This window comes from Shewanella sp. FJAT-51649, from assembly GCF_019457435.1.
Taxonomy (GTDB): Bacteria; Pseudomonadota; Gammaproteobacteria; order Enterobacterales; family Shewanellaceae; genus Shewanella; species Shewanella mangrovisoli.
Map to the genome: position 1 here is coordinate 3,234,225 of NZ_CP080411.1, position 26,038 is coordinate 3,260,262.

At 49.6% G+C, this 26,038-nt stretch carries 22 protein-coding genes; 11 read left to right on the forward strand and 11 right to left on the reverse strand.

Features of this window, described 5'->3' with window-relative positions:
• The first annotated feature begins 7 nt into the window (after positions 1-7).
• The 5 genes from K0H59_RS14350 (at position 8) to K0H59_RS14370 (ending at position 10,656) form a co-directional block, all read left to right on the forward strand.
• Complete coding sequence (locus K0H59_RS14350) at positions 8-5,992, forward strand: beta-ketoacyl synthase N-terminal-like domain-containing protein (protein WP_220055611.1); 5,985 nt, start codon at positions 8-10, stop codon at positions 5,990-5,992.
• Between the two features lie 128 nt (positions 5,993-6,120).
• Complete coding sequence (pfaD, locus tag K0H59_RS14355; protein ID WP_088210624.1) at positions 6,121-7,767, forward strand: eicosapentaenoate synthase subunit PfaD; 1,647 nt, start codon at positions 6,121-6,123, stop codon at positions 7,765-7,767.
• Positions 7,768-8,410: 643 nt separating this feature from the next.
• Positions 8,411-8,587 carry a DUF1328 domain-containing protein gene (locus K0H59_RS14360; protein WP_011626732.1) on the forward strand — a complete coding sequence of 59 codons (177 nt, stop codon included), beginning with the start codon at positions 8,411-8,413 and terminating at the stop codon, positions 8,585-8,587.
• 22 nt (positions 8,588-8,609) lie between these two features.
• Complete coding sequence (locus K0H59_RS14365) at positions 8,610-8,804, forward strand: hypothetical protein (protein ID WP_220053508.1); 195 nt, start codon at positions 8,610-8,612, stop codon at positions 8,802-8,804.
• Positions 8,805-8,958: 154 nt separating this feature from the next.
• On the forward strand, positions 8,959-10,656 hold the full coding sequence (locus tag K0H59_RS14370; RefSeq protein ID WP_220053509.1) for a diacylglycerol kinase family protein: 1,698 nt from the start codon (positions 8,959-8,961) through the stop codon (positions 10,654-10,656).
• An 85-nt stretch (positions 10,657-10,741) separates the two neighbouring features.
• Here K0H59_RS14370 and K0H59_RS14375 read toward each other — a convergent pair whose 3' ends face one another.
• A complete protein-coding gene (locus K0H59_RS14375) occupies positions 10,742-12,154 on the reverse strand; it encodes a sigma-54-dependent Fis family transcriptional regulator (protein ID WP_220053510.1) in 1,413 nt (470 codons plus the stop codon).
• A gap of 254 nt (positions 12,155-12,408) precedes the next feature.
• Between K0H59_RS14375 and K0H59_RS14380 the strand changes: the two genes are divergently transcribed.
• Together K0H59_RS14380 and K0H59_RS14385 are read left to right on the forward strand one after the other, a co-directional pair.
• Positions 12,409-12,885 carry a hypothetical protein gene (locus tag K0H59_RS14380; RefSeq protein WP_220053511.1) on the forward strand — a complete coding sequence of 159 codons (477 nt, stop codon included), beginning with the start codon at positions 12,409-12,411 and terminating at the stop codon, positions 12,883-12,885.
• 273 nt (positions 12,886-13,158) lie between these two features.
• On the forward strand, positions 13,159-13,707 hold the full coding sequence (locus tag K0H59_RS14385) for a BON domain-containing protein (protein WP_220053512.1): 549 nt from the start codon (positions 13,159-13,161) through the stop codon (positions 13,705-13,707).
• A gap of 133 nt (positions 13,708-13,840) precedes the next feature.
• Here K0H59_RS14385 and K0H59_RS14390 read toward each other — a convergent pair whose 3' ends face one another.
• Complete coding sequence (locus tag K0H59_RS14390) at positions 13,841-14,257, reverse strand: DUF3224 domain-containing protein (protein ID WP_220053513.1); 417 nt, start codon at positions 14,255-14,257, stop codon at positions 13,841-13,843.
• Between the two features lie 124 nt (positions 14,258-14,381).
• Positions 14,382-15,191, reverse strand: coding sequence for a hypothetical protein (locus tag K0H59_RS14395; protein ID WP_176399860.1), 810 nt, complete (start codon positions 15,189-15,191; stop codon positions 14,382-14,384).
• Between the two features lie 255 nt (positions 15,192-15,446).
• Here K0H59_RS14395 and K0H59_RS14400 point away from each other — a divergent pair, with 255 nt between their 5' ends.
• Positions 15,447-15,689: a hypothetical protein gene (locus K0H59_RS14400; RefSeq protein WP_011626746.1), complete on the forward strand. Its 243-nt coding sequence runs from the start codon at positions 15,447-15,449 to the stop codon at positions 15,687-15,689.
• 13 nt (positions 15,690-15,702) lie between these two features.
• On the opposite strand, the gene K0H59_RS14405 is transcribed toward K0H59_RS14400, so the two are convergent.
• The 5 genes from K0H59_RS14405 to K0H59_RS14425 form a co-directional block, all read right to left on the reverse strand.
• Positions 15,703-16,203: a YgjV family protein gene (locus K0H59_RS14405; RefSeq protein WP_220053514.1), complete on the reverse strand. Its 501-nt coding sequence runs from the start codon at positions 16,201-16,203 to the stop codon at positions 15,703-15,705.
• A 133-nt stretch (positions 16,204-16,336) separates the two neighbouring features.
• Positions 16,337-16,945: a Crp/Fnr family transcriptional regulator gene (locus K0H59_RS14410; RefSeq protein ID WP_088210776.1), complete on the reverse strand. Its 609-nt coding sequence runs from the start codon at positions 16,943-16,945 to the stop codon at positions 16,337-16,339.
• A gap of 4 nt (positions 16,946-16,949) precedes the next feature.
• On the reverse strand, positions 16,950-17,576 hold the full coding sequence (locus K0H59_RS14415; protein WP_088210615.1) for a fumarylacetoacetate hydrolase family protein: 627 nt from the start codon (positions 17,574-17,576) through the stop codon (positions 16,950-16,952).
• 48 nt (positions 17,577-17,624) lie between these two features.
• A complete protein-coding gene (locus K0H59_RS14420; protein ID WP_088210614.1) occupies positions 17,625-18,638 on the reverse strand; it encodes a succinylglutamate desuccinylase/aspartoacylase family protein in 1,014 nt (337 codons plus the stop codon).
• A gap of 69 nt (positions 18,639-18,707) precedes the next feature.
• On the reverse strand, positions 18,708-19,244 hold the full coding sequence (locus K0H59_RS14425; RefSeq protein WP_088210613.1) for a MarR family winged helix-turn-helix transcriptional regulator: 537 nt from the start codon (positions 19,242-19,244) through the stop codon (positions 18,708-18,710).
• 166 nt (positions 19,245-19,410) lie between these two features.
• Here K0H59_RS14425 and K0H59_RS14430 point away from each other — a divergent pair, with 166 nt between their 5' ends.
• Positions 19,411-20,607 carry a cyanate transporter gene (locus K0H59_RS14430; protein ID WP_088210612.1) on the forward strand — a complete coding sequence of 399 codons (1,197 nt, stop codon included), beginning with the start codon at positions 19,411-19,413 and terminating at the stop codon, positions 20,605-20,607.
• A gap of 82 nt (positions 20,608-20,689) precedes the next feature.
• Here the strand turns inward: K0H59_RS14430 and K0H59_RS14435 are convergent, their stop codons facing one another.
• The gene (locus K0H59_RS14435) at positions 20,690-21,253 is read right to left on the reverse strand and encodes an alkylphosphonate utilization protein (RefSeq protein ID WP_023265774.1); all 564 of its coding nucleotides are present in this window, start codon (positions 21,251-21,253) and stop codon (positions 20,690-20,692) included.
• A 134-nt stretch (positions 21,254-21,387) separates the two neighbouring features.
• A complete protein-coding gene (locus tag K0H59_RS14440) occupies positions 21,388-23,601 on the reverse strand; it encodes a TonB-dependent receptor domain-containing protein (RefSeq protein WP_220053515.1) in 2,214 nt (737 codons plus the stop codon).
• A gap of 230 nt (positions 23,602-23,831) precedes the next feature.
• On the opposite strand from K0H59_RS14440, the gene K0H59_RS14445 reads away from it, so the two are divergent.
• Positions 23,832-24,539 (forward strand): DUF2461 domain-containing protein, encoded by a 708-nt coding sequence (locus tag K0H59_RS14445; RefSeq protein WP_220053516.1) that lies wholly within the window; start codon positions 23,832-23,834, stop codon positions 24,537-24,539.
• 87 nt (positions 24,540-24,626) lie between these two features.
• Here K0H59_RS14445 and K0H59_RS14450 read toward each other — a convergent pair whose 3' ends face one another.
• Complete coding sequence (locus tag K0H59_RS14450; RefSeq protein ID WP_220053517.1) at positions 24,627-25,238, reverse strand: TetR/AcrR family transcriptional regulator; 612 nt, start codon at positions 25,236-25,238, stop codon at positions 24,627-24,629.
• Positions 25,239-25,393: 155 nt separating this feature from the next.
• Between K0H59_RS14450 and K0H59_RS14455 the strand changes: the two genes are divergently transcribed.
• The gene (locus tag K0H59_RS14455; protein WP_220053518.1) at positions 25,394-26,020 is read left to right on the forward strand and encodes a glutathione S-transferase; all 627 of its coding nucleotides are present in this window, start codon (positions 25,394-25,396) and stop codon (positions 26,018-26,020) included.
• Positions 26,021-26,038 lie beyond the last annotated feature (18 nt).

The following is a 26,038-nucleotide window of genomic DNA, read 5'->3' on the forward strand; positions in this document are numbered from 1 at the left end:
TTCTCAAATGCATGCTCACCCGACTCTGCAGAACAGCACTGCTGTGCCAAATGACCAGAGCCAAAACTCACAGGCAATGCCAAAGATTGCCATCGTCGGCCTTGCCGTTCAGTATCCCGATGCCGACACACCGGAACAGTTTTGGCAAAATCTGCTGGATAAAAAAGATTCCCGCAGCCAAATCGATGCGGCCAAACTCAAGGCCAATCCAGCAGATTACCAAGGTGTTCAAGGCCAAGCCGACCGTTTTTATTGCGATAAGGGCGGCTATATCCGCAATTTTCGTTTTGACTCACAGGGTTATCAGTTGCCGCCGACGGCCTTTGAGGGACTCGATGAAAGCTTTTTATGGGCATTAGATTGCAGTAAAAAGGCCCTGCTGGATGCGGGTGTGGATTTAACGGCGCCATTGCTTGAGCGCACAGGGATAGTGATGGGCACGCTGTCGTTCCCGACCGCAAGCTCCAATGAGCTGTTTTTACCGATTTACCATCAAGCGGTTGAAAAGGCATTAAAAACCAAGCTTAATCAACCCGAATTTGCCCTCGCGCCCTTCGCCACTGGTTCTATTGCGGGCACGCAACAGGCCGCCAATGGCGCCATCGCCCACACAGCGTCTAAGTTGTTAAGCGATGCCCTCGGCCTTGGCGGCGCGCAGCTCAGCCTCGATGCCGCCTGCGCCAGCTCAGTGTATGCCCTCAAATTAGCCTGCGATTATTTAACCACGGGCAAGGCCGATATGATGCTCGCGGGCGCCGTATCGGGCGCCGATCCCTTCTTTATCAATATGGGATTCTCGATTTTCCACGCCTATCCAGACCATGGGATTTCGGCACCTTTCGATAGCAATAGCAAAGGCTTATTCGCGGGCGAAGGCGCTGGCGTATTAGTGCTTAAGCGTTTAGAGGATGCCGAGCGCGATGGCGATAATATCTATGCCGTGGTCAGTGGTATTGGCTTATCGAACGATGGCAAAGGCCAATTTGTCTTAAGCCCCAACAGTAAGGGCCAAGTGCAAGCCTTCGAGCGTGCCTATGCCGCTGCCAATACGCATCCGAGCAATATCGAAGTGATTGAATGCCACGCCACTGGCACGCCGCTGGGGGATAAGGTTGAGCTCACCTCGATGGAGCGTTTTTTCGAGGACAAACTCCAAGGCACTCAGGCGCCGCTGATTGGTTCGGCTAAATCCAACCTTGGCCACTTACTGACCGCAGCGGGTATGCCTGGGATCATGAAAATGATCTTCGCTATGCGCTCAGGGCTGCTGCCGGCGAGTATCAACCTCAAGGCGCCGATTTCATCGCCTAAGGGATTGTTTAGTGGTAATAATATCCCCACTCAGCTACAGACTTGGCCCGATAAAACAGGCAACGATCGTCGCTATGCGGGGGTGTCTGTATTTGGTTTTGGCGGCTGTAACGCCCATCTGTTGTTGGAATCCTATCAACCAACAGCGCACAGCGCCGAGAAGCAAGCCAACAAACCTGTTTATCAGCAGCAAGCATTAACCGTTATCGGTATGGCGTCGCACTTTGGGCCTTTGGCCTCCATCAATGCGCTGGATAAGGCGCTATTAGCGCAAACGGACGCCTTTATCCCGCTGCCACCTAACCGCTGGAAAGGCTTAGATAAACATCCCGATATCCTTAACCAATTTGGCCTAAATCGCGCGCCCAAAGGCGCCTATATCGAGCAGTTTGACTTCGACTTTTTGCGCTTTAAAGTGCCGCCCAATGAGGATGACAGGCTTATCTCCCAGCAGCTTTTGCTGATCAAAGTCGCCGATGAAGCCATTCGCGATGCTAAGTTAACCGCTGGCAGCAAGGTCGCCGTGTTAGTGGCGATGGAAACCGAGCTTGAGCTGCACCAATTCCGTGGCCGCGTGAATTTGCATACCCAACTTGCGGATAGCTTAAAGAAACTAGGCATTCACCTCTCCAATGATGAATACCTCGCCCTCGAAGCCATCGCCATGGACAGCGTGCTCGATGCCGCCAAGCTCAATCAATACACCAGCTTTATTGGCAATATTATGGCGTCGCGCATCGCCTCACTGTGGGACTTTAACGGCCCGGCGTTTACCATTTCAGCCGCCGAGCAATCGGTCGCCCGCTGTATTGATGTGGCGCAAAATCTACTGTCCCAAGAGGCCCTCGATGGCGTAGTGATTGCCGCCGTGGATTTAAGCGGCAGTGTTGAACAGGTCATATTGAAAAATGCTCAAGTCGCCGTTGATCTCGATGCAAACTCCGCGAATCCACAGTGGAAGGTAGGTGAAGGTGCGGGCGCTATCGTGCTGACCAGCCAGCAAGCGAGCAATAGTCAACAAGCGAGCAAGAGTACTCAAGCGGGTTACGGCCACATTCTAAGTCAAGCATTTGGCACCAATCATCAGCTACCCAAGCTGCTTGATTCGCTGATAACCGAAACGGCTATCGCCAATCCTTCAGAGCCCTCTGCCATTCATATGGTTGAGCAATGTATTGCCCCAGAAGAGCGACTGCCCGCAGAGCAGCTATTAGCGCAGCTTAATCTTATGGGGACGCCATGCAGCCGAGTCGCCTATACCCTTGGACATAACTTTGCCGCTGCGGGTATGGCCAGTCTTTTGAGTGCCCTGTTAAACCTAAAAAACGGGTCGGCGGGTACGGATAAAAACGCCGATAAACAGGCATTAGTCTCTACCCAAAGCCAAGGCGTGAACTCGCTGCTGCTGTTAAGCCAAACTGCAGCGCAGGCGGCACAGCTAGAACAGCGCCTTGAGCAGGACTTAACCCTAAGTGAGCAAAAGCATTTAATCAAACCAGTGACGCTCGGTGGCCGCGATATCTATCAACATATTGTGGATACGCCACTGCCCGCACTTGCCGCCATCCAAGGCAAGATGCGCCAGTTGCAGCCTGTCGCACCGCATGCGACACAAACTAAGCCCGCAGAACAAGCAGCACTTGATATCAGGGCAGAAAACTTCACCCCATTTGCCACACCATTAGCAGTAGAGAGCGGTATGTCATCTAACGCACCACACCAATATCCGGCGGCTCCCTTGGCGCAGGATAGGGCGTCGCAGGATAGCGCGGCACTGTTACAAAACCAGCAACTGTTGCAAAACCAGCAATTGGCCCGCGAGGCGCACTTAGCCTTTTTACAGAGCCGTGAGCAAGGGCTCAAATTGGCCGATGCGCTGTTAAAAGCGCAATTATCCCAGACGACACAAATGGGGGCTGTTACACCCCATGTTGCCCCCAGCGCCAATGTCGCTCCCGCTGCGGCGCAGCAAGCAGTATCAGTCCCAGAACTAAAATCAGAATTAAAACCAGAGTTAAAACCTGATCACGCGAATGTCGCTCCCTATACGCCCCCCATTCCTGCGGCTAAGCCCTGCATTTGGAACTATCAGGATCTGGTGGAATACGCCGAGGGCGACATTGCCAAGGTCTTTGGCGCCGATTACGCCATTATCGACAGCTACACACGCCGCGTACGTCTGCCGACCTCGGATTATCTGCTGGTCTCGCGGGTGACTAAGCTCAACGCGCAAATGAACCGCTATCAGCCGAGCACTATGACCACAGAGTACGACATTCCCGTGGATGCGCCCTTCTTGGTCGATGGCCAAATTCCTTGGGCGGTGGCGGTCGAATCGGGTCAGTGCGACTTAATGCTGATCAGCTACTTAGGTATCGATTTTGAAAACAAAGGCGAGCGCGTCTATCGCTTGCTCGACTGCACCCTGACCTTCCTTGGGGATCTGCCCCGCGGCGGTGATACCCTGCGCTACGATATCTCCATCAACCACTTTGCCCGCAATGGCGATACCTTGCTGTTTTTCTTCTCCTACGAATGTTTCGTGGGCGATAAGCTGATCCTCAAGATGGACGGTGGCTGCGCGGGATTCTTTACCGATAAAGAACTGGCCGATGGCAAAGGGGTGATCCGCACCGAGGCCGAAATTAAGCTGCGCGAGCAGGCACAAATTGCACTGGCCAATGAATATGCCCGAAACGGCAATCAGCCACGCTTCACGCCGCTACTTAACTGCGCGCAAACGGCCTTTAGCTACGGCCAAATCCATCGCCTGCTGAGCGCCGACATTGGCGGCTGTTTTGGTGGTGAACATGCGGCCCATCAGGCGAAGTTTGGCCTCCAGCCATCACTGTGCTTCGCCTCGGAAAAATTCCTGATGATCGAGCAAGTCAGCAAGCTCGAAGTGCATGGCGGCGCCTGGGGCTTAGGCGTGATTGAAGGTCACAAGCAATTAGCCCCCGACCATTGGTATTTCCCTTGCCATTTCAAGGGCGACCAAGTGATGGCCGGCTCCCTCATGGCCGAAGGTTGTGGCCAGTTACTGCAATTCTTTATGTTGCATATTGGTATGCACGCAAATACACAAGCAGGTGGCGTCACGAACGGTCGTTTCCAACCCCTTGAAAACGCATCGCAAAAAGTACGCTGCCGCGGTCAGGTATTGCCACAATCTGGCACGCTCACCTATCGCATGGAAGTCACCGAAATTGGCATGAGCCCTCGCCCCTATGCCAAGGCGAATATCGATATCCTGCTCAATGGCAAAGTGGTGGTGGATTTCCAAAACCTCGGGGTGATGATTAAAGAAGAAGCAGATTGCACCCGCTATTCGCAAAGCCATTCTTCACAGGGCTGCTCTTCGCAAAGCAGTTCTTTACAGAGTAATGATGCCCAAGCAGCAAATATCGACAACCAAGCGGAACAAGCGCCACTGATGGCGCAAATCCCAGATGTTTCAGCTCCCGAGAATAAAGGCGTTGTGCCGCTTAAGCATGTGAGCGCGCCGATTGCGCCAGCAGGCTCTAAGTACGCCAACCGCGTGCCCGACACCCTGCCGTTTACGCCTTACCATTTGTTTGAGTTTGCCACCGGCGATATTGAAAACTGCTTCGGCCCCGATTTTAGTATTTACCGTGGTTTAATCCCGCCGCGCACGCCCTGCGGCGATCTGCAACTCACCACCCGAGTGGTGGCCATTGAGGGCAAACGTGGCGAGCTGAAAAAGCCATCCTCCTGTATTGCCGAGTATGAAGTGCCCTGCAACGCGTGGTATTACGCTAAAAACAGCCACCCAAGTGTGATGCCTTACTCTGTGCTGATGGAAATCTCATTGCAGCCCAATGGCTTTATCTCGGGTTATATGGGCACGACCTTAGGCTTCCCGGGGCAGGAATTATTCTTCCGCAACCTCGACGGCAGTGGCAAGTTACTGCGCGAAGTGGATTTACGCGGTAAGACCATAGTCAACGATTCGCGCCTGCTATCCACCGTGATTGCTGGCAGCAATATCATTCAAAACTTTAGTTTCGAACTGAGCTGCGATGGCGAGCCTTTCTACCGTGGTAATGCGGTTTTCGGTTACTTTAAGGCCAATGCGCTTAAAAACCAGTTGGGTATCGACAATGGTAAAATTACCCAAGCCTGGCATATTGAGCGCGGTATTAAAGCCGACAGCCAAATCAATCTGTTAGATAAAAATGGCCGCAGTTTTGTGGCGCCTCAGGGCAAGCCACACTACCGCCTCGCGGGTGGTCAGCTGAACTTTATCGATAAGGCCGAGATTGTCAAAACTGGCGGTAAGAAGGGTCTGGGATACTTGTACGCCGAGCGCACTATTGACCCGAGCGATTGGTTCTTCCAGTTCCATTTCCATCAGGATCCTGTAATGCCAGGCTCCCTAGGTGTCGAGGCGATTATCGAATTACTGCAAACCTATGCCATAAACCAAGACCTAGGTGCAGGTTTCAATAATCCGAAATTTGGCCAAATTCTGTCAGAAATTAAATGGAAGTATCGCGGTCAAATTAATCCATTAAACAAACAGATGTCGCTGGATGTGCATATCACCAGCATTGAAGATAAAGACGGTAAACGCATCATCAAGGGCGATGCCAACCTGAGTAAGGATGGCCTGCGCATTTATGAGGTAACCGATATCGCAATCTGCATCGAAGAGGCATAGCGCTAGCGCCTAACTTGCGGCATTAACAACAGTTAGCTTAAACAGTACACAACAGCCGCAGTGCAAGGGAATAACCCCACTGCGGCAAACAAATTCAGGCCCCAAACACCTAAAAGTGAACAGCCCAAATGACGAATACCACACTCGATAATAATAAGCTCAGTCCTTGGCCATGGCAGGTTGATGAAGCCGCCATCAGTTTCGATATCGATTCCCTTGGCAAAAAACTTAAAGATCTCAATCAAGCCTGTTACTTAGTCAATCATGCCGAGAAAGGCCTAGGCATAGCCCAAAGCGCCGAGGTGGTGGGTCTTGTAGAACCCAGCAATAGCTTACACAAAAGCAATGGTTTGCATCCTGTGAGTGCCTTCGCCCCCGCCCTTGGCACCCAAAGCTTGGGCGACAGTAATTTTCGCCGCGTGCATGGGGTGAAATACGCCTATTACGCGGGCGCCATGGCCAACGGCATTGCCTCGGAAGAGTTAGTTATCGCCTTAGGTCAGGCGGGCATTTTGTGCTCCTTTGGCGCGGCAGGGTTAATTCCATCTCGCGTTGAAGCCGCGATTAAACGCATTCAAACGGCATTGCCCAATGGCCCCTACGCCTTTAACTTGATCCACAGCCCGAGCGAGCCAGCGCTTGAGCGTGGCAGTGTCGAACTCTTCCTCAAGCATCAAGTGCGTACGGTTGAGGCCTCGGCTTTCTTGGGCTTAACGCCGCAAATCGTCTATTACCGCGCCGCAGGCCTGAGTCGCGACGCCAACGGCGAGATTGTGATTGGCAATAAAGTGATTGCTAAAATCAGCCGTACCGAGGTGGCAACCAAGTTTATGGAGCCAGCCCCCACTAAGATGCTGCAGCAATTAGTGAACGAAGGGCTTATCAGCGAAGACCAAATGCTAATGGCGCAATCTGTCCCTATGGCCGATGACATTACCGCCGAAGCCGACTCAGGCGGTCACACCGACAATCGTCCTCTGGTCACGTTATTGCCGACCATTTTGGCGCTCAAAGATACCATTCAAGCCAAGTACCAGTACAAGACGCCGATCCGTGTGGGCGCAGGTGGGGGTATCGGCACGCCAGATGCGGCGCTGGCGACCTTCAATATGGGCGCGGCCTATATTGTCACCGGCTCAATCAACCAAGCCTGTGTTGAGGCGGGAGCCAGCGAACATACCCGTAAGTTACTCGCCACCACCGAAATGGCCGATGTGACTATGGCGCCCGCCGCCGATATGTTCGAAATGGGCGTTAAGTTACAAGTGGTTAAGCGCGGTACCCTATTCCCGATGCGTGCCAATAAACTCTATGAGATTTACACCCGCTATGACTCGATTGAGGCGATCCCGACAGAGGAAAGACAAAAGCTGGAAGAGCAAGTGTTTCGCGCCTCGTTAGATGAGATTTGGGCAGGCACTGTGGCGCACTTTAATGAGCGCGATCCTAAGCAAATTGAGCGCGCACTGGACAATCCTAAACGCAAAATGGCACTGATTTTCCGTTGGTATTTAGGTCTTTCGAGCCGCTGGTCAAACACGGGTGAAGTTGGCCGCGAAATGGATTATCAGATTTGGGCAGGCCCAGCCCTCGGCGCCTTTAATGCCTGGGCTAAAGGCAGTTATTTAGATGATTACCGCGAGCGCAATGCGGTCGATTTAGCTAAACATTTAATGCAAGGCGCAGCCTACCAAGCACGGATTAACCTGTTGTTATCCCAAGGGGTAAGTATTCCGGTCAGCTTGCAACGCTGGAAACCACTGCAACGCTGCTAATTCGCTTTGGTAAACTTTATTGAGCGGGTTAAGTGAAAACTTAACCCGCTTTTTTTGACTTCAATTTTTGATTCATTTATGGGTCAACTTCCGCTCGGCATGGTGCAATCAATCGAATACATAATGCCAAAAGCCGATTGGAGTTCCGTTTCCGCTCTGCATTGTCACTTCAGTGGCACGCCGTAAACCCATCCTTGGGGGCTCAACGGAAAAATCCCTTTTTCCGATGTCCACTGCCGTGACAATGCTCGCCTGCAAACTATCAAATACATACGGCCTGATTTTAAAATGGATTACAGAAACGAACTTTGATGGACGAGATTCCCCCTCGATTTCCCCACTGCAACTCTTACCGAATCGCAGGTAAAAATTGCCTATCTCGCTTATATCAGCCAATACTCTCGCCAATACAGAATTTAAAAATAACATTAATAATCAGTAAATTAATCAACAATTTCAAAGTTGGCATTAAGCTCGCAATATCTCCTTTGTGAGTTTATTGCGGGATTGAGTGATAACGGGATGTAAGACGTAACCTAGCTTACTCAACTAGCTCTCAACAACGAACTCAACTAGCTCGCTCGACATAATAGTACAGAGTGAAAGAAGACAGAAAAACCGAAATAAGACAAAGGAGGTGGCTATGTTAGGTTGGACCTTAATGTTTCTGGTTGTGGCCATTATCGCCGGACTGTTTGGATTTACGGGGATCGCTGGCGCCGCAGCGGGGATCGCAAAGATTATTTTCTTCCTATTTATTGTATTACTTGTGATTTCCCTGCTGGTCAACGCCCTTAAGGGCAAGGCACCACGCGCTTAAATTGGATAAAAGGAGAATCGATATGAAACCTATCACCATGATTACCACTGCATTTTTAGCCTTATTATTAACCTTTGGGCTGTCAGCCTGTAGCGACAATCACGCCGAGGACGCAGGCGAAAAAATCGATGAAGCCATCACAGATACAGGCAATGCGATTGAAGATGCCTGTGAAGAACTGAAAGAAGGCGTTAAAGCGAAAGATACCCGCTGCTAGGACGGATGACGGCGAGTAGAGAGTCCCGCAAACGAGCCTATCAGGGGAACCACAGTTCAATTGAGTACCACCGAACCACTTTATCGCGACAGTCATTGGTCACGATAAAGTGGGTTTCCCTGAGGCTCGCCGTTTATTGATGGAGGAGATGCCAATGCTGAGTAGGATCCACATTAAGTATTTCTACCTGTTCGGAGCGCTGTTATTTGGCTATTTCGCCGTAGCAGGACACTCTCCCATCCTCACCTTTATTTGGGCATGGAGCAGCCTATCCCTCGCCCTTGTCGGCTCGGCCTATTGGTTTAATCTCGCCAGTATTTTTAGAAAACGTCAGGATGGATCCATCCCTTGGTATATTCGCTGGGGCTTTATTCCATTTTTATTAGGGTGCCGACTCTATAATCTCTGGGCACGGCGCCGCGATAGCGTGCCCTCAATGCAAGCCATTGATAAATATCTGTACTTGGGTAGCCGCTTAAGCGCTGCCGATTTACCTAAACTGAATCGTTATGGCATTACCGCTATTTTAGATGTCACCGCCGAATTCGACGGCCTCGATGTGTCCCTGTATGAAGAGCATATCGACTATCTGAATATCCCTATTCTTGACCACAGTGTACCGACTAGCGCCCAATTAAATCAGGCGATTAACTGGTTACATCGCCAAGTACGTGCCCAAAAGCGGGTATTAATCCACTGTGCGCTCGGCCGCGGGCGTTCCGTAATGGTGCTGGCCGCTTATCTTGTATGCCGCCGCCCCGAACTCAGCTTCGCCGAGGTGCTGCAACAGATTAAAAGCATTCGTAAAACCGCAGGGTTAAATCGCTGGCAACTTAAAGCGCTGGAGCAGATGTACACTAAAGGGGAAATCAAACTGCATAAACGCGCCTGGATTATCGCCAATCCCGTCTCTGGCGCGGGTAAATGGCAAAGCCATGGCGAACAAATTTGCACTGAACTGAAACACTATTTTGAGGTGCAGTTAGCGCTCACCACGCCAGAGATTAGCGCCCAAACCCAAGCGAAAAAAGCACGGCTTCAGGGCGCCGATATCATTATCGCTTGCGGTGGCGATGGCACAGTCACAGAGGTCGCAGCGGAGATTATCGACACCGATATCACCTTAGGCATTATCCCTCTAGGCACCACCAATGCCCTGTCACACGCCCTCTTTGGTTTAAGCAGTAAGCTCAATGCTGTCTCCCAAGCCCTTGATAATATTATCCAAGGCCAGACACAGACCATAGACACAGCGCGTTGCAATGAGCGACTGGTGTTACTGCTGGTCGGCATTGGGTTTGAGCAACAAATGATTGAGTCGGCAAGCCGCGAGCGTAAAAATGCCCTCGGCCAACTCGCCTATCTCGATGGTTTGTGGCGCGCGGTGAACACCGACACCAACCTCGAGTTGCAGCTGACTTTAGATGACCAAGCCCCAATGACAGTGCAAACCCACAGCCTAGTGGTTGCCAATGCCGCGCCTTTTACCAGCTTACTCGCCCAAGGTAAGGGCGAACCCAATATGACTGACGGCTTGTTGGATATCACTTGGTTGGATTCAAATAATGAGCCGAATGAACAGCTTATCAGCCTGGCTGAACTGGCTTTTACCGGCTGGATTAAAGAGGCCGCCAATAGCGACTCTGCGCCCTCGAGCAACACTGGCAAAGTAAAACACGCCCACGCAAAAAAGGTGAAGATCAGCAGTCAGCCCCCATGCAAGTATGTGATTGATGGCGAAATTTGTGAGCCGGAGGAACTCAATATCGATATCCTGCCCGCCTCTTTGAAGGTGTTTGTGCCCTATCAAGCGCAAAATGATGAACCGCAGTCAGAGTCCCAAATAAGCTAACACTTTTAGAATCAACTCTGAATCAAAGCTGAATCAAATGCGGAATCAATGCATTAGCTTATTTTAGGCATTTAAAGGTAGATGGCTACTTGGCGACACTATTGCTAACGGGATCTTCGCTAACGGAATCTGCATCAGCGGTTTGAACGTCTGACTCCTGCTCATATTTACTGAGCTTGTTATAGAGGGTTTTAACGCTGATCCCAAGCTGCTCGGCGGTGTCGGTTTTATTGCCCTGACTCGTTTCAAGCGCTTGGTAAATGGCGATTTTTTCCAGATCCTCAAGGCGCATACCTTGGGGGATCACCACATTTTCCTCCGCAGACGCCTCTTTTTCCAAACTGGGCGTAAGCTGTAAATGCTCAGGAGTAATCTCATGGTCCGCCAGAATATAAGCGCGCTCGATAGCATGCTTTAACTCGCGCACATTCCCCGGCCAAGTGTGGGCTGCAATCGCCTCTAAACTTGTGTTCGAGAACACTTTGCTCTGTTTTTCCGCCGCATTGCGATAGGCCAGAAAATGCTTTGCAAGACCCACTATATCTTCCCCGCGTTCCCGCAATGGCGGCACTTGAATGGGAAAATGCGCTAAACGAAAGTACAAATCTTCCCGCAGCTGCCCTTGCTCAATCGCCACTAGAGGATCGCGGTTTGTCGCCGCCACAATACGCACATTCGCCTTGAGCACCTTAGGGCTACCGACGGGGCGATATTCATTATTTTCGAGCACCCTTAATAGCTTAACTTGATGCTCGAGCGGCATCTCGGTGACTTCATCGAGGAATAAGGTGCCGCCTTCGGCCTGCTCAAATACCCCTTGATGATCACGATTCGCGCCAGTGAAAGAGCCTTTTACATGACCGAAGAGTTCACTATCGACCAATTCTGGGCTCAAGGCGCCGCAGTTAATCGCAATATAGGGCTTATTCACCCGTGGGCTGGCTAAGTGAATGGTATTGGCGACCAGTTCTTTACCCGCGCCACTCTCACCGATAATCAACACATTGCTCTCGGCGGCCGACACGCGGCGGATAGTGCGATACAAGCGGTGCATAGGTAACGAGGAGCCCACCAGCAGACCATATTGGTCTAATTCGCTGGCAAAGGGGCGAATGCGCGTCGAAGTGTTGGCAACCAGATGCTGGGCAAAATCCGCTAAGGTTTCGCACAGCAATGACATATCGATGGGCTTACGGAAATGGTAGCCCGCGTATTTGGACAAGAGTTTATCGAGGTGAGGATTCGGCAGGCCGTCGGAGAGGAAAATAAACTCCACATCCGCAATGGCGCTGGACTCGAGTAAGGCTAAGTAATCTTCACGACTTAGAAGGGGCAGCTCAATGATCGCCACATCGATACGATTGGCCTCCAGCTGACTAATCCAAGATAAATCATCGGTACTGCGTAGCTTGTTGTAGGTCTGCGCGCCCTCGAGCTGCACTAATGCCTGCTCAGTTTCGAAGTCCTGTAGATGATAGAAAAGCGTTGGTCGGATCATCTTGTGCCACTCCCTGTGAATGAAGCACCACTGTATGCCAGCCGTGAAATTTTAACAATCTCAACGGTAAGAGTTGCCGATAATAAGCAGCCCACTGGCGACAATGGATAAATATCATCAGTTAAATCAAGTCATTAACTTATCATTAAAAAGTGAACGAAATATGCATAGAAGCTGAATGAAGTTGATATTTCCATAAAAAACTTGGGCAATCCGTGTCGGCGGAGCAGCCCAAACTACCACAGGAGGTCGTTATGACGTCTAATGTTGCGCAACATCAGACCGAGCTGAGCGCCGATATTAAGCTGGTTAATGAGTTAATCGAGCTGACGCAAACCGGCGTGGATTTTTATACTCGGGCCAATACTTCAGTCGATGACTACAGCCTAAAACGCATTTTTATCGCCCAAATCAAGACGTACCAAGGAATGCAGGCACGATTTAGGCAACTGCTCGCCCAAACATTGCAACAAATGGGCCCGCACCTAGGCCCGCACTCAGTGCCGCCATCGCAGACTCGGCCCTATGCCGATGTCGATGCTTTACTTATCAAACAACAACTTGCCGATGCCCTCGTCGTGCTCTGTGAGCTTGAGCGTCAGCGCCTTAGCCACCTCAAACAGTTAATTAAAAAAGCCAATCACCCGAGGTTAATCAGCCAATTGGCCGAGGATATTGCCTGGCTACAAATCCATTTGGATACTTTGCACCTGCGCTGCCAAGCCCTGTAAATGCGCCTACACCTCCAAATAACGCGGCCAACTGAGCCGCGTTTTTGTTGCTTGTGATCTGGCTGTTTTTAGTGCTTATCCCACTTAAGCCCAATCGCTGAATCACCCTCGGTAATATTTACATTTTGTCGGTAAAAAGCGCCGATTTGGCGATTAAGCTAAACTCCTAAAATACGTCACAAATCAAATTTATTCCATTTAAAATCAGCAATATAAAAACATTGGCACGATTCACGCTTTAGTATCTTCGAGATAACAACGGAGGATATCATTATGAAAAACACGACAACTTTAGCTTTAACCACCTTACTTGTCGGTTCTATCAGTTTAAATGTGGCCGCCGCACAGGATTGGAAAGACGATGCCAAAGATGCTTGGATCGATGGCAAGGCCGAAACGACTTTGTTGCTCAATACTAATCTCAACTCCTTTGACATTATGACCGACGTGAAAAACGGCCATGTCACTTTAACGGGTCAAGTGGAGAGCAGTGTCGATAAGGCGCTCGCCGCTGAACTCATCAAAAGCTTAGATGGGGTAAAAGGGGTCGATAACAAATTAACCGTGATGAATGAAGACGAAGGCACCAGTGAGATGGTGAAGACCCTAACCGACTCTAAGGTCGCAACGGTCGTGAAAACCCGTCTGTTGTTCTCGACCGACGTATCGGGCACCCAAATTAACGTCGACGTTGCCGATGGCGTTGTGACCTTACAGGGTGAAGTGGCTAGCGATGCCGAACGTCAATTAGCCCTGACCATTGCTAAAAATACCGATGATGTGAAAAAGGTCGTCGATAAAATCAAAGTCAAAACCTCATAATGGTCCTGACATGCAGCCCTTGCTAATTCAGCGCTTGATAACTCAGCGGTTGGTATTAGTCACTCGGGCAAAAACCACAAAACCAGCTTCGGCTGGTTTTGTTTTATCGGCACGATGTCATGTTAATCATGCCTTAGGCTTCGGCTTCCTGTTCGATGCAGAAGCTAAATTCATAAAAATGTTGACCATTTTCGATGCTTATCGCCATAGTGCCATATAGCCCTGTGAGCTCACCCGCGCCAGAATGGGGGACAACCTCAAGGTGCAAGCGATTTTGCCCATCGGTCATAATGCCAAAATGTTGCAGCACAAAACTGCCCTGTCTGCCGCACAGTTTTCCCACGACTTGCTCTATCGCCACGTAACCTGCCGAGCCTTTTACCGCTGTCATGGCACTGAGCATTTCGCCTTGGCTGCGAGCTTCTAGCTCACCATAAAAGCTTTTATCTAAGGTCATTCTGCCCAAGTTCACGCCCCCCACACCTGTGGCATAGGCACTCTCGGGATTGAGCTTAACATCAAATTTGCCCGTGACTTTGGTCATTTCCATGACACGCTCCTTGTTTTAATTTTATGCTTTATGTCAAAACCTTAGCTTTCCCAGCCGCTAGGTGAAATAAATACCTCAGCCGTAGCTGAGGTAAAATTAACTTAGCATAAGCCCAGATATAAACCTAATTCAGTGCTTTAATTTCCGTTTCACTCACACCGACCTCAAGGGTTTTAGCCACGTTAGGCTCCTCGACCATAGGTTGGTCAGCCACCCTATCGCGGTAGGTAATGGCGACTTTAAACGGCGCTTCAAAGGGATACACGGGTTCAATACTATCGACTTCGATGCGATCACCAATAAACACACTGCCTAAGTGCACTAATCGATTTTGAGCATAATCTAAGCTAAACAAGCCAAGGTACCAAAATACCCCCGAACCTTGGTTCGTGACGATATAAGGCGCCACAAAGGGCATGGTTTGCTGCTTAGGATCGTCCTGCAATGGTGCATCGCTTTGGGTATCAGGCTCTAATGCGGGGTCAAAATTAAGCGGTGTGATCCGCATATAATCTAGCAATACCCTGCCCTTTTCATCACCTTGTTGATAATCCCCCAACGCAAATTCCGTTTGCTTGATTTTAATAAAGTGCGTCAATACCACGGGTAGTTGGCTATCGGGCAGCTTCACTTCAAAGTGATTGGCCGTATTTAAGCTGAAGAGTTTCAGCATCACCTCGGAGGCGTTCGCCACCGGTTGGACCTCGCTTGGCACCACAGATTCGATGGCATCTTCACTGGAAGATAATGCCGCCTCTTTGGCTTTTGCCTTAGCATCGGCCTGTGCCATGGCCTCATCGTATTGCAGCACTTGGCCATCTTCCATGACCATGTAAATATCATCATTGGTCATGTTAAAACGATAAATGCCCGCGGCAAGAATACTGAGCACAAGGACAGTCGCCGCTATCGTTAATTTAACAAACATACTCATTATCTCCCCCAATATCCTAGTCGCGGCATATTTCACTCTTATGATAAAATCCGCCTTGCTGATAGCATCAAAAAATCCCCCTTCCGACAAGGTCAAAACCGCTTATTTTTGCTTTTAGTCAGCCTAAGTTCAGCAAGTGGACACATGCTGATATATATGATTTAGACTTTTCATTCCCGTTCCCAATCAGGCTATAATTCTTTCCGCTAAATACATAGCCAACATATAACCGTACCTTTAAGGATCTGATTGCCTATGACCAATGCATCGACTAGCCCTTTTGCGGTGTTAAACCAAAGCACTGCAAACTCGTTTAATGAACAGAAAAACCTGATTAAACGGGTCTTTAAAGGCAAGCCAGTGCAATGTCCAAGCTGCAATCAAACCCTCAAAGTCATCTTGCCGGAGACGGCTAAAGCCGACCAAGCCGCAGGCATTTTCTGCCCTAAGGGCTGTACCGATATCGAGCTGGATATGGAAGCCGTGGCAGGTATCTAAGCCTCTATTAGGATTAGCGTAATTGTCCTCGAAAATAATAGCGGTAATATCCCACCAGATTACTGCCAATAAACAGCACCTCCATCAACACCGCCACGGGCGAGCCAACTAAGATATTGTGGCACAACCAAAAACTGGTGCCGACTATCATCAATAAGCGCAGATTTTTATCCGCCTGACAAAAGGCGGCGCGGGTTTGAAACAGCGTTCCAATACAACTTATCACGCTCACAAGCCCGCTGTAGGTCAAGCCGCTCATCAGCACCGCCGCCCCGCTAAAACCCCACATGGCCTTTTTAGACGTAGTAAAAATGCTGGTGAGGTAACGCACAGTGGCAATCCCCATCAGGCCTGCGGCCGTCCATTGTGCCAATAAACAAAAATGGATGGAGATTAGGATGCCCGAGACGAATAAGCAGGCGACGATGCGCTCACGCGCCTTAAATTGAAACGAGATCAAATCGAAAACGATGGCGATTGCCACCAATAGTTGCGACAGGGTAAAAGCACTCAATATAGGCTCCTTTAGGGTTCGATATCGGCCTATGAAATAAGCCAATACATTCCACTGTGACTCAGACTGATAGCCGAGTAGCATGCAGGGGATGACCTAAAAGCGCATTAACTTAAGTTAATTGGATGGCTGTTTATACTGAATCTTGCAAACGTCTACGGATCCGCGACAGGCTAATCGCGGTAATGCCAATATAATTAGCCAGTTGGGCATGAGTTAAACGCTCAACCCAGAGGGGAAAATGCTCGAGTGAATGTAAGTAACGTTGCTCTGGTGTATTAAGCAGCAAAAAGGCTTCTTTTTGTTCTTTATACAATAATTGCTGTTTGAGTAGCGCAAGTTGCACTCGCTGCATCGATGGCTCGTTTAGCACGGCAAGTGGCATTTGCACTAGCCTGCAAGCAGTGACTGTTTCTAACTGATAGGGCGCAATATCCTGCTTTAACCAACTGCTATATAAGAAACAAAGCTCACCTTCGAAGTAAAATTCCTTACAGCGTTCACTGCCCTCTTGGGTATAGTGGCAAGCGCGCACTATGCCATCCACCACAAAATAGGCAAAGATTTGACGCTCGCCTTGGGGTAACAAGCACTCGCCGGACTGATATGAAAGCGCCCTTGCTTGTGTGAGTAGCGGCGCTAAATGCTCAGGCTCGGCTCCTAAGGCGAGCAGATATTGCCAAAGGGGTTGGATTGCCTGCTCAGTTGCCGCCTGATGAGCCGATGCAGAGTGCGCCGTCATTGCATTACCGGCTTTGCCATTCACATTCGACCAAGGGCGCTTGGTGTGGCGCATCCTTAAGGCCTAAGGCCACCTTAAATACCCGATTCGGTGGAATGATGCCGACGCCTTTTGGGGTACCTGTCATCACAATGTCGCCGTCTTCTAAGGTGGTAAAGCTTTGTAATTCTTCTAGAATCGTCTGCGGGTTATAGATCATTAACTCAATATGGCCCGCTTGGGTTAACGCCCCGTCGATAGTTAAGCTAAATTCAAATGCCGCGCTGGCATCATCGATAGCAACAAAAGGGCTAAAGAGCGCCGCGCCATCGAAGGCTTTAGCCTTTTCCCAGGGTAATCCCTTGGTTTTCAGTTTGCTTTGCAGCTCTCGCTTAGTGAGATCCAGCCCTACCCCAACATGGCTAAAATGCCCCTGCTGATAGATAAAACACAGCTCAGTTTCATAGTGCAGCGCTTCGCCTAAATGCTCAGCATGTAGCACTGTGCTAATCGCCGAGTTTGGCTTGAAAAACACCACCATGTCTTCGGGAATATCATTACCCAGCTCGTGGATATGGTCGACATAATTTCGCCCAATACACAGAATCTTACTCGGGCAAATCTGTTTATCACCGACGTTAACAGTCTTCATTTGACTCCTCAGTACGCTATTGGCTTTAAAGCTAATGCACAGTAAATATCAGGCGTATTCCATTAAAAATTCATCGAGTTGTTCGTTGGCGATTTCAATTTCATCCCCTTCGAACTGCGCAATATGAAACATGCCCTCACCTTCATTGGTCACAGGTATATTACTGATCCCTATGATAATGCCATCGGTGGGCGCGCGAATGGCCACACTATCGCCCCCATGCGGACTCACAATATGAGCGATGATATACCCCTTGTTGACCCGCTGCCCGAGTTTAAGCTTCATATTCACTAAACCATCGGACTCACTGCGAACCCAATAACTGCGTATTGCGCTGACACTGGCAACCTTGTTGCTGACTCGCCCCTTGAGCATACCAAGGCTTCGCATCACATTGAGTACGCCCTTAAGTCCCGACTTAATCGCCAATTCACTAAAGCGCAGCGCCTCGCCTGCCTCATACAAAATACAGGGAATGCCTTGCTGGTTCGCATAGCCACGCATCGACACGCTGCGCGCCTTGGAGTGCATGATAAGTGGCGCGCCGAAGGCATTCGCCATGGCTAACATGGTTTCATCACCAGTATCACAACGGATCTGCGGCAAGTTGTCCCTATGAATTGCACCCGTATGTAAATCAATCACATGGGTTGCATGCACCAGTAATTGGGTCGCAAAAAGGTTGGCTAAACGGCTCGCCAGCGCACCTTTACTCGAGCCGGGGAAACAACGATTGAGATCGCGCCTATCGGGGAGATAACGGGATTGTTGAATAAAACCAAACACATTGACTATAGGCACCACTATCAAAGTGCCTGCTAGATTTTTAGGATTGACGCGCCCAAGCAAGCGCCGGCAGATCTCAATGCCATTGAGCTCATCGCCATGGATGGCGGCGCAGACTAACAGTGTCGGGCCAGGTTTGAGGCCATGAAACACTTCCACGTGAATATCGAGTTGGGTATCAGTATAAAGCTTAGCGGCGGGAAGTTTTATCCCCATCTGCGTGCCCGCAACGACTCGCTTGCCTTCAATTTCAAACGCTTCGCGTTTTTTTACCATAGTCACTCCCTGATGTTATCCCTAAAACGCCATACGGCACTTAGTCTCTCGCCCCAAAAACTGGGCCGATTACCGTTCAAAGTGAGCAAGCCAAGTCTTTAAAATCTGCTGCAATATTTCGCGCTCGGCGCTAGGCACCCCTGCCAATAACGCGCTCTGGCATTGAATATGTTTGGGCAGCGCCGCGTCAATCAATGACTTGCCTTCTGCGGTGAGCGACACATGCACGGCGCGGCGGTCTTCCTTACTGTGCTCACGGGCAATCAGCCCTTTATTTTCAAGCCGGTCTAAGCGACTGGTCATGGCGCCCGAGCTTAACATCATGCTCTGATACAGCTGCGAAGGCGATAGCATATAAGGCTCGCCCGAACGTCTGAGCGTCGCGAGCACATCAAATTCCCCCTGACCTAGGCCAAATTCGCCGTGACACAGGGCGATGGCGTTTTCCATATATTTGGTCAGGCGCGCGATGCGCCCTAACACCGCCATCGGGACCAAATCCTCTGTCACCCCTTGAGCCTGCCACTGCCCAAGGATGATATCCAATCCGTCTTCAGACGTTACGAGTGCCTGCTGAGTATCGAGTGCTGGTTGATTTTCTGCCATGGTTTTATCTCTACATAAAGATTCTTTACATGCTAACCATTTTACCGCAGAATTTACATATCTTTATATAAAGATACTTTCAATAAAGTTTAAGTCAGTTTCACAGTGCAAACTGTTCAACGAATTGTGTTAGCCATTTTTATTCGACCCTGCATAGGAGTATGCGATGTCTCATATTTTATCCCCTAGGGGCAATCAACTGATGATAGGTGTCAGTCTGTTACTTATCGGGCTTAATCTGCGCCCCATCCTTGCCTCTGTCGGCCCTTTGCTGCCGAGTATTCAACAGGATATTTCCTTAAGTTTTGCCCTCGCCTCAATGCTCACCCTGCTGCCAGTCCTCGCCATGGGAATGGGATGTTTCGTTGGTTTTAAGATTGCTAAAGGCTTGGGGTTTGCAAACACAGTGACGGTATCGCTGCTATTTCTGCTGATTGCAACTGCGATGCGTTTTTGGGTCGAGACGGCGAATGCGCTAATCTGTTCTGCGCTTTTAGCGGGCATGGGTATCGCCCTCATCCAAACCTTAATGCCTACTCTGATTAAACAAAACTTTGCCGACAAAACACCGTTGATGATGGGCTTATATGTCACCGCAATTATGGGCGGGGCGGCAATGGCCGCCAGCAGCGCACCTTTTATAGCGGCCGATTTAGGCTGGCGAGCAGGCTTAGGCCATTGGACTTGGTTAGCCCTCGCTGCCATCTTGCTATGGATTGTCAGCCGAAAACATCTTGCCCTGCCGAGTCACACCGACAAACAGGCGGAATACTCATTTTGGCGCTATCGCCGCAGTTGGTTATTGGCGCTGTTTTTTGCTTTAGGGACAAGTTGTTATGTCTGCGTGCTCGCCTGGTTAGCGCCTTATGCCATCGAGTTAGGTTATAGCCAAACCCAGGCAGGATTAGCCTTAGGCTTCCTCACCAGTATGGAAGTGATCGCAGGCTTAGTCTTTCCTTGGCTTGCCAGCAAATCGACGGATAGACGGGCGATTATTGCCTTGCTGTGTCTGTTGCAACTCATTGGTTTTATGGGGTTCGCCCTCGCACCACAGGTACCGATATTCCTCTGGGCCGCACTGGCGGGACTCGGGATTGGTGGTATTTTCCCGCTGAGTTTGATTGTGACTATGGATCATCAACATAATCCGCTTTTAGCGGGTAAGTTAACCGCCTTTGTGCAGGGTATTGGCTACAGTATTGCCGCTATCTCACCTTGGATAGCGGGACTTATTCGCGATAATTTCCAAAGCTTTAATATGGCTTGGTTATTACTTGCGGCGCTGAGTGTCATCGCTTATCTGCTGTCGCGGCAATTTAATCCGAGCGGCTATGCCCAGCACTATCGACAAGTGATGGCCTAGGATTTAAGCACATAAAAAAACCGCCCAATTAATACAAATTGGGCGGCTCAGGTATCAAGCTAACAGCTTCAACTCGAGTCGATTAAGACTTCTTCACAAAGCAGGTCAGGATCACGATGCGAGTGCCATTCACACGGCCTTCGATATGCTCTGGATTGTTGGTCAACGAGATATTGCGAACCGCGGTGCCGCGTTTTGCCACAAAGCTGGTGCCTTTAACGTTGAGATCTTTAATGATAACAACGGTATCGCCAGCGTTCAGTACCGCACCGTTGCTGTCTAAGGTCGGAGGTGTATCATCGCTCGCGGCAGCCGCTTCGGCATCACCCCAAGCGCGTAAATCCTCTTCCAGATACAGCATATCCAGTAAATCCTGCGCCCAGCTTTCGCTGCTTAGGCGCTTCAGCATGCGATATGACATCACTTGAACCGCCGGGACTTGGCTCCACATGCTGTCGTTCAGACAACGCCAGTGGTTCATGTCCATGGTATCCGGTGCGGCGATTTGGCTGCTGCAATTTTCACAAATCATGATCTCGTTTTCATGACCATCGGAAGCTGGTAAGTCATAAATAGAGAGTTCGACGTCACTTCCGCAGAGTTCACATTTGCCGCCACAGCGAGTTAGCAATTCATTTTCAGTCATTTTTTCTGTCTACATGCGTAATAAAACGCGGATTATGCCATAAATTGGCTTTTCACGGCAGGGGGGAAGGCAAGATAACCCTATTTTTAATATGAGTTATCTGTTTTCCCATCCTTTAAATCGCCATTTAATCCTTAAAATTCATAAGCTAAACTGAGTCTAATATCTCGTCCCGGCGCGGGGATACCATCCGACAGAAACGGCGTCACTTGCTGGTTAGTCAGGTTTTTTGCCATTAACCGCACGCTGAGCCCTTTCAGTGTTTCTTGGGGCTCGTAGGCTAAATATATATTTTGTAAGAAGTAATTCTCACTTGGGGACTCAGCATTGAAGATATCACCCTGAGGCACATTATCCTGCGCATCGTACCAAGTACCCTGCCAAGCGACTGAGATGTCATCCGTAATGTACATGCCCACACGCAGGCGAATATCCAGCGGCGCAATGTTGGCAAGGTATTCGTCCTCGCCTTGGCTGTCTCTGAGCGCTCCCCTGTGCTCGCCCTGTAACCAAGAAACGGCTAAGTCACTGAAGAAATCCTGATAACGATATTGGGACTCGAGATCGGCGCCGTAGATATCATAGCCGTCAAGATTGGTGTAACCGCTTTGAATCGCTTGATTTGGGTCGGACTTTGCCCCGCGGCGCTGGGCAATATCGTCCCGACCCAAGTTGGCAAATAGAGTCACTTGGGTTGAAAGCGTATCTTGGGCGGCAAAAAGACTGGTTTGCTGCGTCATCAAGCCCAGTTTAAAGGCGTGTAGACGCTCCACATCGATATCTCGACTCGTACCGGTAATACTCGCCTTGGCGTATTGCACCGCATAGATTTCATCGACCACTGGCGCTTGTAAGCTGTAGGCGTAATCGAAATTCACTCGAGTATTCGCTGTTAACTGGTAGTCGATTCCCAATCGCGGTGAAAAGCCCGAATGGTGGGTCGAACTGTAGTCGTGCCCAGCCTCGATATCGTTGTAATCGGGGGCAATGTTGGGGCGGCCAATGCTGTAGATAAAGTCATAGCGTAGCGAAGGGGTGATGGTCAGCTCATCTGTCACACTAATCGCATCGCGCAAATACACTGCATAGGTATCCTGACGCCCTTCTGGCTGATAGTAAGGGGTGTACCAACCGTAGTTTTTCTCAGGATTTTTCTCATAACTTTTGTTAAAGACTATTGAATCCCTATCGAGACTGCGGAACTGCAACCCGGTTGTGATCTCATGATCCCCAACAATACTTAAGTTGTTGATGTCAATGTAGTCACGCTTGTAATCTAACCAAGATTCATGACCGAAATTGCCGACGGAGACTGTCATCTTTTCCCACGCGATTGGCGGCCTGATCCAGTGACGCGCATTCGCCGAATGAGAAATCACTATCTGGGTATCAATTAAAGGATTACTCGGTGAATAGCGATAATTCGCCGACCAAGTATTGTCTTCATAGGTGTTGTAGGCCGTGGTGGCATAGAGCGCCTGTTCATAGGAGCCATATTTACGGATGTTGTAGTCAGAAATTGCGGGCATAGGTCCGCGACGATTGGCCCATGGCTTACGGCCTTCGTCAAGATAATGGGTCAGGCTCAACATGAGTTGATGGTCGCCCTGCTCGTAATCCAGTTTGCCGAGGTAATTATTTTGCTCATAACCTGAGTATTCAAATTCATCACCATTGGCAAGCGTCACATCCCCCGCATCACGACGGGTGACATGCAATAAACCTGAAAGTTGTTTATTCGCTCGTCCATAAACCGTTCCCGTGTAGCTTTGGGCGTCGTTATTACTGGCGTAACTGGCTTTGACTCGGGCACCAACGTTTTGATTGTAAGTTAAAAAATCATCGGCAGATTTAGTCACAACATACATGGAGCCGCCAAAGCCGCCATTACCCGAACGGACATCGTGAGCCCCTTTAATCACTTCGACTCGCTTGATTAAATCGGGATCTAAGAAGAACGACCCATAGCGATACTGCTCAAATCCCACGGGGGCGTTATCGACATAAATATTAAAATCTTCGGTTTCACCAAATCCCCACAGGTTGATGCGCTCACCGCCACTGCGAGTCCCGCCATCAATATGGGCACCAGCCATATCATCGATGACCTCAGCAAATGTGGTCGCTTGCATCTCTTCAATTTGCTCCATCGAGATGATCGCCTCACCCGGCTTAGTCATAGTGGTCGCTCGGCGGTATTGCTGGCCATGTACTTGTAATATCTCGATTGGCTCGACCTTAGGCGCTCCCAATACTTCCTTGGCATTGAGTGGCAACGCAGGTAATACGCTTAAGCCCAAACAGCCCATGATTGCTTTTGATATCCTGCTCTTAGGTTGATATCCCATCTCCCCATCCCCTGTTACATAGTGTAAAAAATAGGGCGGCATTATAGGCATCAAAGCCAAAGATGAGAATAATTCTCACCTAGCTTTACATGTAAATCACATACTGATGGTAACTGCTGAGAAATGCTCGAAGAATTTGCAATATCCACGCGCATTTGTTCAACTCGCACTAGCCTGTTTTGATTAACGGTCGGAATCCCAGTCTCAAGCACCTCAAAGGTTTTATGGACATGACTAAGCTAACCGCACAACCCCAAACCGAGTTGGCATTTACGGCCGCCAGCTTAGATTTTCTCAAACTGCTGGCGCTCAACAACTCCCGCGACTGGTTTAAAGCCCATCAGGAAGAATATGAAAGTAAGGTCAGAACCCCTGCGCTGCGTTTTATCGAGCAAATTCAGCCTGATATTGTGGCTATTTCCCCAAGATTAACGGCGGTTGCCAAAAAAGTCGGTGGCAGCTTAATGCGCCCACAGCGCGATAGCCGTTTTAGCAACGACAAAACGCCCTACAAGACCAATGTGGGGATCCAGTTTCGGCATTTTCAGGGTAAGGATGTGCATGCACCTGGGCTGTATTTACACATTGCCGAGGATGGATGTTTTATTGCCGCCGGTATTTGGCATCCCGAATCCAAGGTGCTGAATGCCATTCGGACTTGTATCGATGAAAACCCCAACGGCTATAAAAAGGCGCTACAGACATTAACCAGTCATGGATTTGTAATGGATGGTGATAGTTTGACGCGCCCGCCTAAGGGATTCGATAAGCATCACCCAATGCTAGACGAGCTCAAACGTAAGGACTTTATCGCGCTAAAACCAATCCCCTTCGAGCGACTCTGCCAAGCCGATGCCGCCCACTACTGCGCCGAACAATTCGCCCACTGTAGTCAATTGATGGCCTACTTGTGCTTCGCCCTCGAGTTGGACTTTTAGGTTTCTGTATAAGTGGTTGCGTAAGTTTTTGCAGTTGACGAGGCCAAGCATTCACTTGGTCTCATGCTTATCGGTTTTGCTTAAGCGCTATTTCCCATCGACGGGCTTAAGTGGCGTTAATGCGAGACTCTTAAGGTATTCGCTTAAAACCTTAAATGCATTATCCAACAGGGCGTACTCCTTCGCCTTGCCTAGCACTCTAATCCCTTGTAATTGAAGCACTAAAAAAGCCGCGAGCGACTCAGGTTGAACCGATTGAGGCAACTCGCCCTGCAGCTGACTGTAGCGTAAAACATCGGTGAAATTAGTCTGCAACTGGGTGAATAAACGCTGGCACTCCTGCTGCACGCAGTCATCGTCGAGGCATTTTTCCATCACCGCATTCTGCATAAAGCAGCCGTACTCTTGCTCACGCTGCAAGGCCACAAATCGCGCTAAATAGGTCAAGATTTCACTCAGCCCAGCCTGTGCGTGCAGAATTTGCTCCTTCGCGCCGAAGGAATAATGGTCGAGATAAAAGCGCAGGGATTCGCGATACAAACTCTGTTTATCGCCAAAACTGTTATACAAGCTGAAGCGATTAATCCCTAAGTGTTCGACCAGATCGGCAATCGAGGTCTCGGCAAATCCCTTTCGCCAAAACAGCTCCATCGCCTGAATAAGCTTTTCTTGTCTATCAAAATTACAACTGCGTGCCATGGTCCAAACCTAGATTGATGCCTGCATTAAACGGAATATCACGGGGTAAAAACATTCTTGACTGACCGTTTAGATATGGCGTAAATTCTATACTAACCGATCGTTCCGTTAAAGCCCTGTTTGGCCAAACTTACAGATTCACAGAAGGAAAGAGCATGAAGCTTTATGAATTAGCCCCTACGCCAAGCGCAAGACGCGTGAGTATTTTCCTCGCCGAGAAAGGCATCGACATTCCACGTGTGAGTGTGGACATTCGCGGCGGTGAAAACCTCAGCCCTGAATTTAAAGCCAAAAGCTTAAACGGCCGTATTCCCCTGCTTGAACTCGACGATGGTAGCTATCTATGTGAATCCGTGGCTATTTGCCGCTACTTAGAAGAAATCCATCCGAGTGAAACATCACTCTTTGGCAACAGTCCACTAGAGCGTGCCAGAGTCGAAATGTGGCAGCGCATCATCGAGCTACAAGGGTTGATGGTCGGCTTTCAAGCCTTTAGAAACCTGACAGGTATTTACAAAGACAGGGAAAATTGTGTCGAAGCCTGGGGCGCAGAATCACGCCAACGGGTCATTGACTTCCTGCCGACCTTAGACCAACAATTAGCCAAATCAAGCTATGTGGCGAGCGATAACTTTACGATTGCCGATATTTCTGCATACGTTTTTATTAGCTTTATTAAAAACTTAGATATTCTAGTGGATGACACCTTGCCCCACATTCAGGCATGGTTTGCGACAGTGGCCCAGCGCCCTGCGATAGTGTCGCTCACCCCAAAAAACTAGCAGCTATGCCCTATTGGG

Bases quoted from the DNA above. Each gene is read 5' to 3' on its own strand.
- K0H59_RS14350 (WP_220055611.1), top strand. From the start codon at position 8: ATGCATGCTCACCCGACTCTGCAGAACAGCACTGCTGTGCCAAATGAC.
- pfaD (WP_088210624.1), top strand. From the start codon at position 6,121: ATGACGAATACCACACTCGATAATAATAAGCTCAGTCCTTGGCCATGG.
- K0H59_RS14360 (WP_011626732.1), top strand. From the start codon at position 8,411: ATGTTAGGTTGGACCTTAATGTTTCTGGTTGTGGCCATTATCGCCGGA.
- K0H59_RS14365 (WP_220053508.1), top strand. From the start codon at position 8,610: ATGAAACCTATCACCATGATTACCACTGCATTTTTAGCCTTATTATTA.
- K0H59_RS14370 (WP_220053509.1), top strand. From the start codon at position 8,959: ATGCTGAGTAGGATCCACATTAAGTATTTCTACCTGTTCGGAGCGCTG.
- K0H59_RS14375 (WP_220053510.1), bottom strand. From the start codon at position 12,154: ATGATCCGACCAACGCTTTTCTATCATCTACAGGACTTCGAAACTGAG.
- K0H59_RS14380 (WP_220053511.1), top strand. From the start codon at position 12,409: ATGACGTCTAATGTTGCGCAACATCAGACCGAGCTGAGCGCCGATATT.
- K0H59_RS14385 (WP_220053512.1), top strand. From the start codon at position 13,159: ATGAAAAACACGACAACTTTAGCTTTAACCACCTTACTTGTCGGTTCT.
- K0H59_RS14390 (WP_220053513.1), bottom strand. From the start codon at position 14,257: ATGGAAATGACCAAAGTCACGGGCAAATTTGATGTTAAGCTCAATCCC.
- K0H59_RS14395 (WP_176399860.1), bottom strand. From the start codon at position 15,191: ATGAGTATGTTTGTTAAATTAACGATAGCGGCGACTGTCCTTGTGCTC.
- K0H59_RS14400 (WP_011626746.1), top strand. From the start codon at position 15,447: ATGACCAATGCATCGACTAGCCCTTTTGCGGTGTTAAACCAAAGCACT.
- K0H59_RS14410 (WP_088210776.1), bottom strand. From the start codon at position 16,945: ATGACGGCGCACTCTGCATCGGCTCATCAGGCGGCAACTGAGCAGGCA.
- K0H59_RS14415 (WP_088210615.1), bottom strand. From the start codon at position 17,576: ATGAAGACTGTTAACGTCGGTGATAAACAGATTTGCCCGAGTAAGATT.
- K0H59_RS14420 (WP_088210614.1), bottom strand. From the start codon at position 18,638: ATGGTAAAAAAACGCGAAGCGTTTGAAATTGAAGGCAAGCGAGTCGTT.
- K0H59_RS14425 (WP_088210613.1), bottom strand. From the start codon at position 19,244: ATGGCAGAAAATCAACCAGCACTCGATACTCAGCAGGCACTCGTAACG.
- K0H59_RS14430 (WP_088210612.1), top strand. From the start codon at position 19,411: ATGTCTCATATTTTATCCCCTAGGGGCAATCAACTGATGATAGGTGTC.
- K0H59_RS14435 (WP_023265774.1), bottom strand. From the start codon at position 21,253: ATGACTGAAAATGAATTGCTAACTCGCTGTGGCGGCAAATGTGAACTC.
- K0H59_RS14440 (WP_220053515.1), bottom strand. From the start codon at position 23,601: ATGGGATATCAACCTAAGAGCAGGATATCAAAAGCAATCATGGGCTGT.
- K0H59_RS14445 (WP_220053516.1), top strand. From the start codon at position 23,832: ATGACTAAGCTAACCGCACAACCCCAAACCGAGTTGGCATTTACGGCC.
- K0H59_RS14450 (WP_220053517.1), bottom strand. From the start codon at position 25,238: ATGGCACGCAGTTGTAATTTTGATAGACAAGAAAAGCTTATTCAGGCG.
- K0H59_RS14455 (WP_220053518.1), top strand. From the start codon at position 25,394: ATGAAGCTTTATGAATTAGCCCCTACGCCAAGCGCAAGACGCGTGAGT.